This is a genomic window from Streptomyces meridianus (genome assembly GCF_023703325.1).
GTDB lineage: Bacteria > Actinomycetota > Actinomycetes > Streptomycetales > Streptomycetaceae > Streptomyces > Streptomyces meridianus.
On record NZ_JAMQGM010000033.1, the window covers coordinates 64,682 to 79,832 of the forward strand.

A 15,151-nucleotide genomic window follows, 5' to 3' on the forward strand; every position below is an offset into this window, starting at 1 on the left:
CCGTACCCCGCCCCGCCGGTGCATTCCGCACTGGCGTTTGATAGACATCAACGCATGCCTCTCATCCCCGAGGAGCCTGAGATTCACGAGAGTGTCCCGGGTCCCCGCGCTCCGCAGGCCGCCGGCCGCGCCGCGTCGACCCCCCGTCCCGTCCCCGGCCCCCGGCCGGCCGGCCCGTCGCGGCCCGGTCGTCCCGGCCAGTCCCGCGCCTCCACCGCAACAGCGGTGCGGGGTTCGCGCGAGAGCGCGAAGGCCGCGAAGCCCGCACAGCCCGCGGCGTCTGCGAGCCCGCAGGTACAGCTGATCCCCGCTCCGGTCGCCGGAGCCGTCGACGCTGCGGAGGAAGCAGTCGACCTGCTGCTGGACTCCGGCCGTGCGCCGCACGACGTCCTCGTGCTGACCACCGGTGACCAGCACCCGTGGGCGGCCCACGAGTTGTCGTTCGGCGGCACGTCCTACTGGGCGCAGCAGGATGCCCGCGAGGACGTGTTCTACGCCGACGCCTCCGCCGACCGACTTGCGCCGCGTCCTGTCGTGGTGCTGGCGGTCAACGGTGGCACGGACGAGGTCATCGCCCGTGCGCTCGCCGGTGCGATGACCAGGGCCGGTGCGCTGCTGGTCGTGTGCGGGGACCCGCAGCACATCAACACGCTTGCGGGCGTGGGTGCCTGAACCCGTTGCCGGGCGTGCCGGGCGGTCCCGGGAGGGCCGTCCGGCACGTCGGCGTTCCGGCTCCGTGAGCCGAGGTCCGACGCTTCACCCGGCCACAGCGTGCCGGTAGCCGTCCGGCACGTCCCTCCTCGCCCGGAGGGGTTCGACGGTCGCCCGGCGCGTGGCCATGTCCTGCCGGCAGGAGGCCACCGTGCGCGACCCGAGCGCGGGGCTGCGGCCGTTCCGGCCCTCGCCCAGGACCTGCCAGCCGGCGCGGGTGAGGGTGATGTAGGCGCCGCAGCGCAGGCCGTGCAGCGTGCAGGCATCGCGGAGCCCCCACATCCAGGCCCCGTCCTCATCGGTCCAGCCCTCTTCCTCCTCACGGCAGCACAGGACGACGGCGGTACGCACGGGCGCCCGTCGCCGCAGGTCGTGCGGTATCACCCGGCGGAGCTGGTCCAGCAGGGCGTTGCGGAACTTCCAGCCGTCGGCAGTTCCGGAGTCCCTGGTGAAGGAGGCGCTGGCAGTCACCCGTTCCGCGTGGTCCAGCACCGCGACGATGGCGGTGGACGATGTCGGACGGTGGCGTTCGTGCAGCCCGCTCACGACTTCTCGGGGGCTGCGCAGCAGGGGGATTCCGCCCGCGATCCATTCGGCGGGCTCCAGCAACCTTGCCGTGGTGCCGTTCGTTGGCCACAGAGCTTCGGTGGTGGACGGAGCGAAGCCGAGGGTCACGGTCCTCCCTTCGTCTGCGCGTCCGCGCGAGCGTGATGATCGTCGCGGCGCGCAGGGACATGCCGCTCCCGGCCGGAACGGTGCGGGAGGGTGCGTCAATTCTCGCGTCTGAACCGTGCAGCGGCAATAAGCAAGTTCGCCGTACCCTGCCGAATCGGCAGGTTGCCCCGGGTGACCGAGGCCGGAGCCGGGGCCCTCACCCTTCGGGACGCGCGTCGTCGCCGACGGCAGTTCCGCAACCGCCACCGGATCTCACCCCTGCACTCCCAGGACCAGGGGAAAGACCTGCTCGGCTCCCGCACGCCGCAGCAGCCTGGCGGCGACCGCGAGGGTCCATCCGGTGTCCGCGAGATCGTCGACGAGCAGCACGGGGCCACCGGCCGATGCGATGGCCCGGGCGAGCTCCGGGGGGACTGTGAGGGCTTCGTGCAGCACACGCATCCGCTGGGCGCTGTTGGTGCGCGGGATCCGCGTTTCCCGCTGTTCATCCGCGAAGGTGATCTCGCCCAGCAGGGGCATTCTGCCGACGGTGGCGATGTGCCGGCCCAGGGTGCCGACGAGTTGCGGCCGTGAGCGTGAAGCGATGGTGACGACTCCGGCGGGCCGTGCGGGTGCATCCGCTGCTTCGGAGGCCCAACCGCCTGGTCCCTTGGCCCAGTCGGCCAGTACGGTCACCACGGCCTCGGCCACGTCGTCCGGAACGGGGGTGTCTGCCGCGTGCGGGGAGAGCATCGGCCGCAGCCGGTTGCCCCACCCGATGTCGGACAGCCGCCCCAGGGCGCGGCCGGTCGCGGCCTGTTCGCTGTGCGGAATGCGGCCCTTGAACTCGATGCCGACGGCCGCCAGTCCCGTCGGCCACATCCGGCGCGGCTCGATCTCCACACCGGGGCGGCCGAGTTCGCCGCGAGCCGCCTGCAGCGCCTCTGCGGAGACCTCCGTGTCGAACCGGGGGCCGGCGCACGTGTCGCAGCGTCCGCACGGAGCAGCGCCTTGGTCGTCCAACTGGCGCCGCAGAAAGGCCATCCGGCATTCACCGGTGGTGGCGTACTCACGCATGGCCTGCTGTTCGGCCTCACGCTGCCGCGCCACCCAGGCATAGCGCTCGGCGTCGTACGCCCATGGCTCACCGGTGGCGATCCAGCCGCCGCGGACACGCCTGACCGCTCCGTCCACGTCCAGCACCTTGAGCATGGTCTCCAGCCGTGAGCGGCGCAGATCCACCTGAGGCTCGAGGGCGGGCAGCGACACCGGGTGGCCGGCGGCGGCCAGGATGTCGAGCGTGCGCCGCACCTGTTCCTCGGGAGGGAAGGCCAGCGAGGCGAAGTAGCGCCAGATCGCCTCGTCCTCACGTCCCGGCAGCAGTACCACCTCGGCATGGTCCACGCCGCGGCCGGCCCGGCCGACCTGCTGGTAGTAGGCGATCGGTGACGAGGGTGAGCCGAGGTGCAGGACGAAGCCGAGATCGGGCTTGTCGAAGCCCATGCCCAGGGCGGAGGTCGCGACGAGTGCCTTGACCTCGTTGGCGAGGAGCCCGGTCTCGGCCGCCCGGCGTTCGGCGTCCTCGGTCCTGCCGGTGTAGGAGGCCACGGTGTGGCCGCGCTGCCGGAGGAATGCGGTGACCTCCTCCGCCGCCGCGACGGTCAGCGTGTAGATGATGCCCGAGCCCGGCAGTTCCTCCAGGTGGTCGGCGAGCCACGCCAGCCGGTGGGCTGCGTCCGGCAGCCCGACCACGCTCATGGTGAGGCTCTCGCGATCGAGCGAACCCCGGAGAACGAGTGCTTCCGACGACGCCTCGCCCGTTCCCAGCTGGTCGGCCACGTCGGCGGTGACACGAGCGTTGGCCGTGGCTGTGGTGGCGAGCACCGGCACGCCCGGAGGCAGGTCCGCCAGCATCGTTCGCAGGCGCCGGTAGTCGGGTCGGAAGTCGTGGCCCCAGTCGGAGATGCAGTGGGCCTCGTCGACGACGAGCAGCCCTGTGCCGGCAGCGAGCTTCGGCAGCACCTGATCGCGGAAGTCGGGGTTGTTCAACCGCTCGGGGCTCACCAGCAGGACGTCGACCTCACCGGCTGCCACCTGATGTTGGATCGCCTCCCATTCCTCGGTGTTCGACGAATTGATCGTCTGCGCCCGGATGCCGGCCTGCTCGGCGGCCTCCACCTGGTTGCGCATCAGCGCCAGCAGCGGCGAGATGATCACCGTCGGTCCGCTGCCGACGGCTCTGAGCAGGGCCGTGGCCACGAAGTAGACCGCTGATTTGCCCCAGCCGGTCCGCTGCACGACCAGGGCACGTCGGCGATCGGCGACCAGGGCCTCGATGGCGCGCCACTGGTCCTCGCGCAGCCGTGCGGTGCCGGTCGTGTCGCCCACGAGGCGGCCGAGTACGGCATCTGCTCTTGACCGGAGGTCGTCGTTGCTCATGGCACCATGCAACCCGATCGGTCGGACATCGCGCGAGCGGGGCCCCGGGCTGTGGAAAACCCGTTGTCCACAGCCGAGGTACGACAAGATCCCCGAGTTGTCCACAGGGGTGGCGGAGACAGGCCGCGTGGCGGGACCGTCGGGTCATGACGAAGCACACCGAATCAACGCAACCCTCTACCGCCGGACAGATCACCCTGCGCAGCCCGGCCGAGCTGGCCGACGCGCTGCCCTATCTGATGGGGTTCCACCCTGACGACAGCATCGTGATGGTGGCCCTGCACGGTGAACGCGGCCGCTTCGGCGGGCGCCTGCGCCTGGGTATCCCAGCCGCGAACGAGGAGTGGGCCGAAACCTCGAAGCAGCTCGCCGAGTGCCTGGTGTCCGGGAGCGAGAGGCGCGGCGACCGGCCCTCGGCCGTCATCGTCTTCCTCTGTCAGGATCCGGCCGAGGGGGAGGCGCCGGAAGCGGTGATGGAGCGGTTGCGTCCGCTTGCCCAGCGGCTGCGCCTGGCCTGCGGCAGGCTGGACGTCCCGGTCCTCGAGGCGCTGTGCATCTCCCGGGGACGCTTCTGGTCCTACTGCTGCCCCGACAGCCGGTGCTGCCCACGGGGCGGCACGCCTCTGGGCCTTCCCGGAACCACGGTCATGGCGGCCGCCGCTGTCTACGCGGGCATCGAGGTACGGGGATCGCTGCGGGAGATGGAGGCGCGGTTCGCTCCTCTGACCGGACCCCGCGCCCAGGAACAGGAAACCGCCCTCGACGAGGCCGGATCGGCACTCATCCCGCGCATTCTCGGCGGGGCGGACCGAGGGGTCGTCCGTGAGGAGACGCTCGATCTCGTGCGCCTGCTCATCGAACGCTTCCGGAAGGCATCGGCGGTGACGGGGCCCGTCTCGGCCGACATCGGCGACGACGGGCTCGTCGCTCCCGGTGAGGCGGCCGCGATCATTCTCGGGCTCCAGGATCGACAGACCCGGGACCGTGCCGCGGAATGGATGGAAGCACCGGATGCCGAGCCCGCACTCCGGCTCTGGCGCGCCGTCGCGCGACGATGCGTGGGTGCGTACCAGGATCACGCGGCAGCACCGTTGACCCTGGCCGGCTGGGTGGCGTGGTCATCCGGTGACGAGACGGTGGCCCGTGTGGCCTTGGCGCTCGCCCTGCGTGTGGACCCCGACTATCTCTTCGCCAAGCTGCTGCACCAGGGTGCCAACGAAGGGCTCGACCCCGAGGCGCTGCGGCGATGCCTGCGGGAGGAGCGGGATGAGCGGGAGGCTGGTGGGGCGACATGTGCCGAGAGCCCTGTCCGGCCCCGGGGCGGACGGCCCCGCGGGCGGCACCCGGTCGGCAGGGCCGGTCGTGCCCCTGATGCACATCCCGCCGCGGCCGGCCGGGGGCGAATCCCTGCGAAGAGGAGGGGGGACGGCCGCAGGCCGGTCCGGAGGCGCCGCGTATATCCGCGCAGCCGCCGGTGAACCATGCGGTTCCGGGGCGCCGCGGGCGCCCCCACCGTCGCGCGCGACCCTGTTTATCGTCAGGGAGACGACTATGATCGCAGCATGTCGCCCTACGACCCGTCGGCTTTCCCGTCCTTCGCTGTCACCGTCGACCTGGTCGTGCTGACCGTCCGCCGGCACGCCCTGTGCGCTCTCACCGTGAGACGCGGTGAGCCGCCGTTCCAGGGCCGGTGGGCTCTCCCCGGTGGTTTCGTCCGCGTCGATGAGGACCTCGGCACCGCCGCAGCGCGCGAACTCGCAGAAGAGACAGGCCTGACGGCACACGACCCGGCGGAGCCCACCCCCGTCAACGGTGCACACCTGGAGCAGCTGGCGACGTACGGAGAACCGGGACGCGACCCTCGGATGCGCGTGGTCAGTGTGGCCCACCTGGTGCTGGCTCCCGATCTGCCGGCTCCGCGAGCCGGAGGGGACGCGCACAGCGCCCGCTGGTCCGCAGTGGAGGATCTGCTGCACGCCGACGGGGCGAAGGCGCCGGTGACAGGCGAGGCCGGCGGGCTTGCCTTCGACCACGACCGCATTCTCGCCGACGGGGTCGAGCGAGCCCGCTCGAAGATCGAGTACTCCTCGCTCGCGACGGCTTTCTGCCCGCCGGAGTTCACGGTCGGCGAGCTGCGCCGCGTGTACGAAGCAGTCTGGGGAGTCGCCCTCGATCCGCGCAATTTCCACCGGAAGGTCACGGGGACCCCCGGATTCCTCGTACCCACCGGTGGTACGACGACCCGTCAGGGTGGGCGGCCCGCACAGTTGTTCCGTGCCGGTGGCGCTACGTTGCTCAACCCGCCCATGCTCCGCCCCGACGTCTGATCGCTCCCGGCCGGCAGGGGCGGGGCATGGTCCGGCCGGCGGCCGAGCCGATGCGGGAACGACAGCTGACAAAGGGACGCGACAGGCCGTCACCAGCCTGCCCTCCCGAAAAATAGGACATTCAGCGTTATCTTGCTCGGGTACGTTCCCGCACGCGCCGCCGAGCGCTCTCACGCCCTGCGAGAGAAGCGATGATTCAGGCCATCGGACTGACGAGCACTTCCCGCAGAAGCCGTCCCTCATGCGTCGATGATCTGACGCTCGAGGCACGCTCCGGGAACATCACCGTTCTCCTCGGTGCCCGTGGAGCGGGGAAGAGCACGGCCATGCGCCTCATGCTCCATCTCGAACCGGGGCGTGGCATCACGTTGTTCCGCGGGCGTCCTCTGCATCGGATCAGTCACCCGGCCCACGAGGTGGGTGCCGTACTCGGCGATGTCCCCGGTCACCCCGGCCGGACTGCCCGTAATCACCTCCGGATGGTCGGTGCCGCGGTGGGAGCCCACCCGGGCCGGGTCGACGACGTGCTCGAGCTCGTCGGGCTGACGGACGCCTCGGACAGCCGGCTCGGCTCGCTCTCCGTCGGAATGGACCGCCGGCTGGGACTGGCCGTTGCACTGCTGGCGGACCCGCACTCCCTCGTGCTCGACGAACCCGCCCGAGGCCTGTCGTCGCGCGAAGCAGTCTGGTTGCACCGGCTGCTCCGAGGATTCGCGGGTCAGGGGGGCACGGTTCTTCTCGCGTCCCGGGACCCCCGTGAGGCCGCGCGCATCGCCGATCGGGTCGTGACCCTCGAGGCCGGGCGCGTCGTGGCGGACCAGTCCGTCGCCGACTTCGCGGCCCGACGGCTGCGTCCGCGTGTCAGTGTCCGCTCACCGCACGCTGCGCGGCTCGCCTCCCTCGTTGACGCCGAACGCCGCGCTGCCGGCAGTCCCGTGGAGGTCGTGCGCGAGAGCGGCAACCGCATCGCGGTCTACGGGAGCACCTGTGCGGCCGTCGGGGAGACCGCGTTCCGCAACGGCATCCTGATCCACCAACTTGCGGACGAGGTCTTCGACGCAGGTCCGACGCCAGCGCGAGAGCGTACGAGCGGCCGTCGCTCCGGAGGCAACGGAGGCCCGGAGGCGGGGGATGCATCCGGAGCGGATGCCGCCGGACACACATCACGCCCCAGGCTCTCGGCAGTCGATACCGGACCCTCGATCGAACCCCGATCACCCAGCAGTCCTGTGTGGCCGCTGCGTTACGAACTGATCCGGGCCACGGGGGTGCGCGCCGGCCTGCTGCTCGCTGCGGTCAGCATGGGGGTCTCCCTGGTCGCCGCTCTCCTGCTGGGCCTGATCGGCGAAGGTCCGGCCCCACGGGTTTTCGCCGGCTGGCTCCCCGAACTCCCGCTACCCCCGGCCGCGGTCGCCTCCGGCATCTTCGGCGCACTCTCCTTCGGGCAGGAATTCCGTTATCCGGCCCTCGGGTTCGTGCACGGGCCGGTTCCCCGCCGGCTCGCACTGCTCACCGCCAAACTCGTTGTCACTGCCGCGTTCGCCGTCGCTCTGTCACTGGCGACGCTCGCCCTGAACATGGCAGTCGTGCGGCTGCTGTTCGGTTCGGCACCGCTGCGTCTCCCCGCCGGCGGCATTGTGCAGACGGTGGGTTGGGCCGGAATCGTCATGGCCTGCGGATGGGCCGGTGTGATCGCCGCCGGTCTGCTCAGGTCCACTGCCGCCGGCGTCGCCGTGGTGCTCGGGATTCCTCTCGTCGTGGTGCCTGGGCTCCGGATGCTGGCGGACGGGGGCGAGGGGACGGGTTCGCTTCCCGGTCCGGTCGACGGGCTGCAGACGGCGTCCCTGTTCCACGGTGTTTCCGCAGACGGGCGTTGGACGGCCACGGTCAACGATCTTCTGGCCTGGTCCGTTCTCGGAACCGGGGCGGGGCTTCTCGGGGTTTCGGCATCGTTGCTTCTGATCGGCTTGCTACGAGGCAGGGTTCGGTGAGCAGACTCGAGGAAACCCCCCACATATGTTCGCCAAAACCCGGCGCAAGAGGCCGAGTTGATCCTGATATACCGTCAATTGCGGGTTTATGCGCGATCACCCTTTCGTGTGCTTTTCAGCAAAGACCTCAAGGGTGCCACGGGCGTCGCCGACAAAGGATTCGTGAGTACCCTTGCGCACACCACGATGACATCGGCTCGCCCCGTCGACTCCGGCATCGCCGGACAGGGCGACCTCGACCGCTACCCGTACGCCGAGAACTCGGGCTCCAGCACCGGTCTCGGTACCCAGACCTGGGAGGCCGCCGAGCCCGACATGGGCCGGGTCGGCCGCCGCCCCGCCGGCAACCGGGGCCGGGGCCTTCACGGGCAACTCGTCCAGCAGCTCGGCCAGATGATCGTTTCCGGTGACCTCGGAGCCGATCGCCCCCTGGTGCCCGAAGAGATCGGCCAGCGGTTCGAGGTCTCCCGAACCGTCGTGCGCGAATCGCTTCGCGTGCTCGAGGCCAAGGGGCTGGTGAGTGCCCGGCCGAACGTCGGCACTCGCGTCCGGCCGGTCAGCGACTGGAATCTCCTGGACCCCGACATCATCGAGTGGCGGGCGTTCGGACCCCAGCGCGACGACCAGCGCCGTGAGCTCTGCGAGCTGCGCTGGATGATCGAACCGCTGGCGGCCCGGCTGGCTGCCGGCCACAGCCGGGAGGACGTCCAGCAGCGGCTCGCCGAGATGATCGGCATCATGAGCCAGGCGCTGACCCAGGGCGACTCGATGACCTTCTCCCGCGCCGACGTCGAGTTCCACATGCTGCTTCTGCAGGTCGGGGGGAACCGCATGCTCGAGCACCTGGCGGGGATCGTGGCCTCCGCGCTGCAGGTCTCCGGCGGCTCGGTCATGGGCTGTGACCGGCTGTCCGAAGCCGCTGTGGCGCACCACTCGCGCATCGTCGAGGCGATCGGCGCCGGTGACGGGGCGGCTGCGGAGGCCGCGATGCGGCAGTTGCTCACCGTCCATCCCGAGGTCGAGCGCGTGGTTCCCGCTCCGCGTGAGCACTGACAAGACCGCCCGAGCGGTGCCCCCGGACGGGTGTCCGGGGGCCCGGGCCGGGGCCGGTGGAGTCCAGCCCCGAGCCTGTGCGATTGTGCTGAGGCCGCTCTGATTCATCCGGTTCATCCCGCTGTGATCCCGAATGGGCTGTGACCCGGCCCACGCGGATTGGGCGTAACGCTCTGCCGGGGAGCGCGATGACCTAAGAGGTGATAGCCGCAGAGGGAATACGGATGTCCATTGCGACGCTGTGTTACTCCGCGGTTGCCCCCGCGTCGTCGGTTCATCCCCGCCGACGGTCGTCGGCTCAGCTCGTTGCGCGGGTGGAGCCGGAAGCCGTTCCCATCGTTCCGAGAGGTTGTTCGTGTCGGCCAGCACATCCCGTACGCTCCCTGCCGAGATTGCCGAGTCCGAGTCCGTTCTGGCGCTCATCGAGCGGGGAAAGGCCGAGGGGCAGATCGCAGGCGATGACGTTCGTCGGGCCTTCGAGGCTGACCAGATTCCGCCAACCCAGTGGAAGAATGTTCTGCGCAGCCTCAACCAGATCCTCGACGAGGAGGGTGTGACGCTGATGGTCAGTGCCGCAGAGGCGCCCAAGCGGACCCGCAAGAGCGTCGCAGCGAAGAGCCCGGCGAAGCGCACCACCGCCACCAAGACCGTAGCCGCCAAGACGGCCGCGGCCACGAAGACAGCCGCTGCCGCAGCGACTGACGGTGCCGACGGCGTGACCGAGGAGACTCCGGCGCCGCCCGCCAAGAAGACCGCGGCCAAGAAGACGGCCGCCAAGAAGACCGCGGCGAAGAAGACGGCCGCCAAGAAGACGGCCGCCAAGAAGACCGCGGCGAAGAAGGACGTCACCGACGAGATCCTCGAGTCCGCCGACGTCGTCGAGGAGACCCCGGCGGCCGCCGGGAAGCCCGGTGCGGCGCCGGGTGCCGAGGGGGAGCCCGAGAGCCAGGGTTTCGTGCTCTCCGACGACGACGAGGACGACGCCCCCGCGCAGCAGGTCGCCGCCGCCGGTGCCACCGCGGACCCGGTCAAGGACTACCTCAAGCAGATCGGCAAGGTCCCGCTCCTCAACGCTGAGCAGGAGGTCGAGCTCGCCAAGCGCATCGAGGCCGGTCTCTTCGGCGAGGACAAGCTCGCCAACTCCGAGAAGCTCGCCCCGAAGCTCAAGCGCGAGCTGGAGATCATCGCCGAGGACGGCAGGCGGGCCAAGAACCACCTGCTGGAGGCCAACCTCCGCCTCGTCGTCTCGCTGGCCAAGCGTTACACGGGCCGCGGCATGCTCTTCCTGGACCTCATCCAGGAAGGCAACCTCGGTCTCATCCGCGCCGTCGAGAAATTCGACTACACCAAGGGCTACAAGTTCTCGACCTACGCCACGTGGTGGATCCGTCAGGCGATCACCCGCGCCATGGCCGACCAGGCCCGCACCATCCGCATTCCGGTGCACATGGTCGAGGTCATCAACAAGCTCGCACGCGTCCAGCGCCAGATGCTCCAGGATCTCGGGCGTGAGCCCACCCCGGAGGAGCTGGCCAAGGAGCTCGACATGACCCCCGAGAAGGTCATCGAGGTGCAGAAGTACGGCCGCGAGCCCATCTCCCTGCACACCCCCCTCGGCGAGGACGGCGACAGCGAGTTCGGTGACCTCATCGAGGATTCCGAGGCCGTCGTGCCGGCCGATGCCGTCAGCTTCACGCTCCTGCAGGAGCAGCTGCACTCGGTGCTCGACACGCTCAGTGAGCGCGAGGCCGGCGTCGTCTCCATGCGTTTCGGCCTCACCGACGGACAGCCGAAGACGCTCGACGAGATCGGCAAGGTCTATGGCGTCACGCGTGAGCGCATTCGCCAGATCGAGTCGAAGACGATGTCGAAGCTCCGCCACCCGTCCCGCTCCCAGGTGCTGCGCGACTACCTGGACTGATGTACCGGCCGGCGAGCCCCCGACCCGCACTCCTCCCGCGGGCCGGGGGCTTTTCCGTTCGGCGCAGCGCCGCACGCCGGGAATCCCGGGCCTCCCATGGCCGACGGCCGTTCGGGCTGCGACCGTCCGGGTGCGATCAGCCGCAAAGTGCCTCACTCTGAGTGGGCACAGTGCATCGCAGAGTCAGGAGCCATTATGCGTCCCACAGTACGAGCGATGATCGGAACACTGGCGCTGATTGCGGCAACGGCAGCACTCCCTCTGATCGGAAGTTCCCGGGCCTTCGCGGACGGTGTGGTGATCGGGGGGAAGCCGGTGGGGGTGAAGGACAGTCCCTGGGTGGTGGCACTCGCGAGCAAGGAACGCTTCGGCAGCGGACGCTCCGGGCAGTTCTGTGGGGGAGCGGTCGTCTCTCGGAAAGCCGTGGTGACGGCCGCGCACTGTCTGAGCCGCCAGGTCCTCGGAGTGGACCGGAACGAGGTGCGCGACCTGACCGTGGTGGCGGGCCGGGGGGACCTGAGCAGTTCCGGGGGCAGTGAGGTGGGGGTGAGCCGGACCTGGGTCAATCCGGACTACGACGAGGTCACCAATGCAGGGGACGTTGCGGTCCTCACGTTGGAGCGGTCGCTGCCGGCGGACTCCGTGATATCCCTTGCCGTGGCCGGGGACTCCGCCTACCGGGCGGGCACCGCCGCATCCGTCTACGGCTGGGGCGACACCACGGGCTCCGGCGCGTACGCCTCCTCGCTCCGTGCGGCCGCGGTGCACGTGCTCGACGATGCGGTGTGCGAGAACGCGTACCCGGGGAGCGTGGACGGAACATACAGCAAGGCGGCCATGGTCTGTGCGGGTGAGTCCCGGGGCGGCCGGGACGCATGCCAGGGCGACAGCGGTGGACCGCTGGTCGCACAGGGCCGCCTGGTCGGGCTGGTGTCCTGGGGCAGTGGGTGCGGCGAGCCGGGGATGCCCGGGGTCTACACCCGGATCGCCGCCGTGGCGGATCTTGTGACCCGGCAACGGTGACGGCGCGGCCGGGCGGACGAAAGCGGGCGGTCATCGCTGGTGATCCAGCGTGACCGCCCGCTGTCCGACTCTTGCCGGGCCGCAGGGGCCCGGCGTTGGTGCGACCTGTCAGCGCTCGTCGTCGGGCGCCGTCGCCGGAGGGCTTGTGAGGCGCTCCGTCTCGTCCTGTATTTCGGCGGCGATCTTCTTGAGTTCCGGCTCGAACTTGCGCCCGTGGTGGGCACAGAAGAGCAACTCACCGCCGCTGGTCAGAACGACGCGCAGGTACGCCTGGGCGCCGCAGCGGTCGCAGCGGTCAGCGGCCGTCAGCGGGCTCGCGGGTGTCAGAACAGTAGTCACGTCGCCTCTTCTCTAGCTCGACGAGCTGTCGTACCAGGGTCAACATCCAGTCGGCCCGAAAACGTTCCCGCTCGAGTGTGTTCTTCCCGACATCACGCTTCGGTCCGGGTGGATGGTGGCGGTTGGCGGCGAATGAGTCGTATGTGCGGGGCCTTACGTATTCATCGCGCTTGGTCTGGTTTCGTCCCACGGCTGGATTGCCGTTGTAGATGAGGACGTGCCCGGAGCCTAAATGGTTCATGCCTCGATGGGAACGTGATGTTCATGTCACCCTCAAAGGTGATCGAACGTTTACTCGAAACAGGATTAGCATGGGGAGCGTCGTGGGTGGTGTCGCATCGGCTCTATCAAGCCTCGGTACCCTCTCATCGGCGAACTGCGCCACTGCGCCCGGGATCCGGGGCAGCCGTGAAATTCAGCGAGGAGCGAACCGCGTGACCGCCGAGACGTCCGTGCCGTCCACTGCGTTGCTGACCGGAGCAGACCGGGACGGCGGCAATTACACCGCGCGGCACCTGCTCGTCCTCGAGGGTCTCGAAGCAGTGCGCAAGCGCCCCGGCATGTACATCGGGTCGACCGACAGCCGCGGCCTCATGCACTGCCTCTGGGAGATCATCGACAACTCCGTCGACGAGGCCCTGGGCGGCCACTGCGCCCGCATCGAGGTGATCCTCCACGACGACGGCTCGGTCGAGGTGCGCGACGACGGCCGCGGTATCCCGGTGGACGTGGAGCCCAAGACCGGCCTGTCCGGCGTCGAGGTCGTGATGACCAAGCTGCACGCGGGCGGGAAGTTCGGTGGCGGCTCCTACGCGGCCTCGGGCGGTCTCCACGGCGTGGGCGCGTCCGTCGTCAATGCGCTGTCGTCGCGTCTGGACGTGGAGGTGGACCGGGCCGGCCACACGCACGCGATCAGCTTCCGGCGCGGGGTCCCGGGCATCTTCACCGAGTCGGGACCGGAAGCCCCCTTCGACCCGGCCAACGGGCTGCGCAAGGCGAAGAAGATCCCCAAGAACCGCACCGGCACCCGTGTCCGCTTCTGGGCCGACCGGCAGATCTTCCTCAAGGACGCCAAGCTCTCCCTGGACACGCTGTACGCGCGGGCCCGGCAGACGGCGTTCCTGGTCCCCGGTCTGACGATCGTCGTCCGCGACGAGCGGTCCGCCGACGTCCGCGGGGGCACTGCGGAGGGGCCGGTCGAGGAGACCTTCCGGTTCGACGGCGGCATCAGCGAGTTCTGCGAGTTCCTCGCCCAGGACAAGCCGGTGTGCGACGTCGTGCGGCTGAGCGGGGAGGGCACCTTCAAGGAGACCGTTCCGGTCCTCGACGACCGCGGGCACATGACCCCCACCGAAGTGACCCGGAATCTGGGTGTCGACATCGCGCTGCGCTGGGGTGCCGGCTACGACACCACGATGCGCTCGTTCGTCAACATCATCGCCACCCCCAAGGGCGGCACCCACGTCTCCGGCTTCGAACGAGCGGTGGCCCGGACCGTCAACGAGGTGCTCCGCTCGGCCAAGCTGCTGCGCGTGGCCGAGGACGACGTCGTCAAGGACGACGCCCTGGAAGGCCTCACAGCCGTCATCACCGTACGTCTCGCCGAGCCGCAGTTCGAGGGCCAGACCAAGGAGGTCCTCGGCACCTCGGCGGCCTCGCGGATCGTCGCCAACGTCGTCGCCAAGGAACTCAAGGCGTTCCTCACCTCGACCAAGCGCGACGGGAAGCAGCAGGCCCGGGCGGTGCTGGAGAAGATCGTCGCCGCCGCGCGCACCCGGATCGCCGCCCGGCAGCACAAGGAGGCCCAGCGGCGCAAGACGGCCCTGGAGTCGTCGTCGCTGCCGGCGAAGCTGGCGGACTGCCGCAGTGACGACGTGGACCGCAGCGAGCTGTTCATCGTCGAGGGTGATTCGGCTCTCGGCACCGCCAAGCTGGCCCGCAACTCCGAGTTCCAGGCGCTGCTGCCGATCCGTGGCAAGATCCTCAACGTCCAGAAGTCGTCCGTCTCGGACATGCTGAAGAACGCGGAGTGCGGAGCGATCATCCAGGTCATAGGAGCCGGCTCCGGGCGGACCTTCGACATCGACCAGGCCCGCTACGGCAAGATCGTCCTGCTCGTCGACGCGGACGTCGACGGGGCACACATCCGCTGCCTGCTGCTGACGCTCTTCCAGCGCTACATGCGGCCCATGGTGGAGTCCGGCCGGGTCTTCGCCGCGGTCCCCCCGCTGCACCGCATCGAGCTCACGAACCCGAAGAAGGGCCAGGAGAAGTACGTCTACACGTACAGCGACAACGAACTGCGCAACACCCTCCTGGAGTTCCAGCGCAAGGGGATCAAGTACAAGGAGTCCATCCAGCGTTACAAGGGCCTCGGCGAGATGGACGCGGACCAGCTGGCGGAGACCACCATGGATCCGCGACACCGGACCCTGAGGCGGATCAACATCGGCGACCTGGACGCGGCCGAGCAGGTCTTCGACCTCCTGATGGGCAACGACGTCGCCCCGCGCCGCGGCTTCATCACCGAGTCCGCGGCGACCCTGGACCGTTCCCGGATCGACGCCTGAGACGTCACCTTCGCCCCTCCGCTGCCCCGCCCGGTTCCGCCGGTCCGGGGCGTCGGAGGGGCGTGGCACTTCCGGCTCCGGCAACCAGCTCGGACATACATCACCTGATGAGGTGAATGTCGG

11 protein-coding genes are annotated in these 15,151 nt (G+C 69.8%); 8 read left to right on the forward strand and 3 right to left on the reverse strand.

What is annotated here, in order from left to right:
* The first annotated feature begins 54 nt into the window (after positions 1–54).
* Positions 55–672 carry a hypothetical protein gene (locus M1E25_RS15935; protein ID WP_251415891.1) on the forward strand — a complete coding sequence of 206 codons (618 nt, stop codon included), beginning with the start codon at positions 55–57 and terminating at the stop codon, positions 670–672.
* Between the two features lie 84 nt (positions 673–756).
* Here the strand turns inward: M1E25_RS15935 and M1E25_RS15940 are convergent, their stop codons facing one another.
* Entirely contained in the window at positions 757–1,386 is a 630-nt protein-coding gene (locus M1E25_RS15940; protein ID WP_251415893.1) for a hypothetical protein, read from the reverse strand.
* 252 nt (positions 1,387–1,638) lie between these two features.
* Entirely contained in the window at positions 1,639–3,804 is a 2,166-nt protein-coding gene (locus tag M1E25_RS15945; RefSeq protein WP_251415895.1) for a RecQ family ATP-dependent DNA helicase, read from the reverse strand.
* A 146-nt stretch (positions 3,805–3,950) separates the two neighbouring features.
* On the opposite strand from M1E25_RS15945, the gene M1E25_RS15950 reads away from it, so the two are divergent.
* The 6 genes from M1E25_RS15950 (at position 3,951) to M1E25_RS15975 (ending at position 12,119) form a co-directional block, all read left to right on the forward strand.
* Positions 3,951–5,282, forward strand: a complete 1,332-nt coding sequence (locus M1E25_RS15950) for a DUF4192 domain-containing protein (protein WP_251415897.1) — start codon at positions 3,951–3,953, stop codon at positions 5,280–5,282.
* 84 nt (positions 5,283–5,366) lie between these two features.
* Positions 5,367–6,131 carry an NUDIX hydrolase gene (locus M1E25_RS15955; protein ID WP_251415899.1) on the forward strand — a complete coding sequence of 255 codons (765 nt, stop codon included), beginning with the start codon at positions 5,367–5,369 and terminating at the stop codon, positions 6,129–6,131.
* A gap of 191 nt (positions 6,132–6,322) precedes the next feature.
* The gene (locus M1E25_RS15960; RefSeq protein WP_251415901.1) at positions 6,323–8,122 is read left to right on the forward strand and encodes an ATP-binding cassette domain-containing protein; all 1,800 of its coding nucleotides are present in this window, start codon (positions 6,323–6,325) and stop codon (positions 8,120–8,122) included.
* 162 nt (positions 8,123–8,284) lie between these two features.
* A complete protein-coding gene (locus M1E25_RS15965; protein ID WP_251415904.1) occupies positions 8,285–9,175 on the forward strand; it encodes a FadR/GntR family transcriptional regulator in 891 nt (296 codons plus the stop codon).
* 349 nt (positions 9,176–9,524) lie between these two features.
* Positions 9,525–11,096 carry an RNA polymerase sigma factor gene (locus M1E25_RS15970; RefSeq protein ID WP_251415907.1) on the forward strand — a complete coding sequence of 524 codons (1,572 nt, stop codon included), beginning with the start codon at positions 9,525–9,527 and terminating at the stop codon, positions 11,094–11,096.
* Between the two features lie 192 nt (positions 11,097–11,288).
* A complete protein-coding gene (locus M1E25_RS15975) occupies positions 11,289–12,119 on the forward strand; it encodes a serine protease (protein ID WP_251416041.1) in 831 nt (276 codons plus the stop codon).
* Positions 12,120–12,227: 108 nt separating this feature from the next.
* On the opposite strand, the gene M1E25_RS15980 is transcribed toward M1E25_RS15975, so the two are convergent.
* Positions 12,228–12,458, reverse strand: a complete 231-nt coding sequence (locus M1E25_RS15980) for a DUF7455 domain-containing protein (protein ID WP_251415910.1) — start codon at positions 12,456–12,458, stop codon at positions 12,228–12,230.
* A 434-nt stretch (positions 12,459–12,892) separates the two neighbouring features.
* Here M1E25_RS15980 and M1E25_RS15985 point away from each other — a divergent pair, with 434 nt between their 5' ends.
* A complete protein-coding gene (locus M1E25_RS15985; RefSeq protein ID WP_251415913.1) occupies positions 12,893–15,028 on the forward strand; it encodes a DNA gyrase/topoisomerase IV subunit B in 2,136 nt (711 codons plus the stop codon).
* Positions 15,029–15,151 lie beyond the last annotated feature (123 nt).

Coding starts and splice junctions, on each gene's coding strand:
- M1E25_RS15935 (WP_251415891.1), top strand. CDS start 55: ATGCCTCTCATCCCCGAGGAGCCTGAGATTCACGAGAGTGTCCCGGGT.
- M1E25_RS15945 (WP_251415895.1), bottom strand. CDS start 3,804: ATGAGCAACGACGACCTCCGGTCAAGAGCAGATGCCGTACTCGGCCGC.
- M1E25_RS15955 (WP_251415899.1), top strand. CDS start 5,367: ATGTCGCCCTACGACCCGTCGGCTTTCCCGTCCTTCGCTGTCACCGTC.
- M1E25_RS15950 (WP_251415897.1), top strand. CDS start 3,951: ATGACGAAGCACACCGAATCAACGCAACCCTCTACCGCCGGACAGATC.
- M1E25_RS15960 (WP_251415901.1), top strand. CDS start 6,323: ATGATTCAGGCCATCGGACTGACGAGCACTTCCCGCAGAAGCCGTCCC.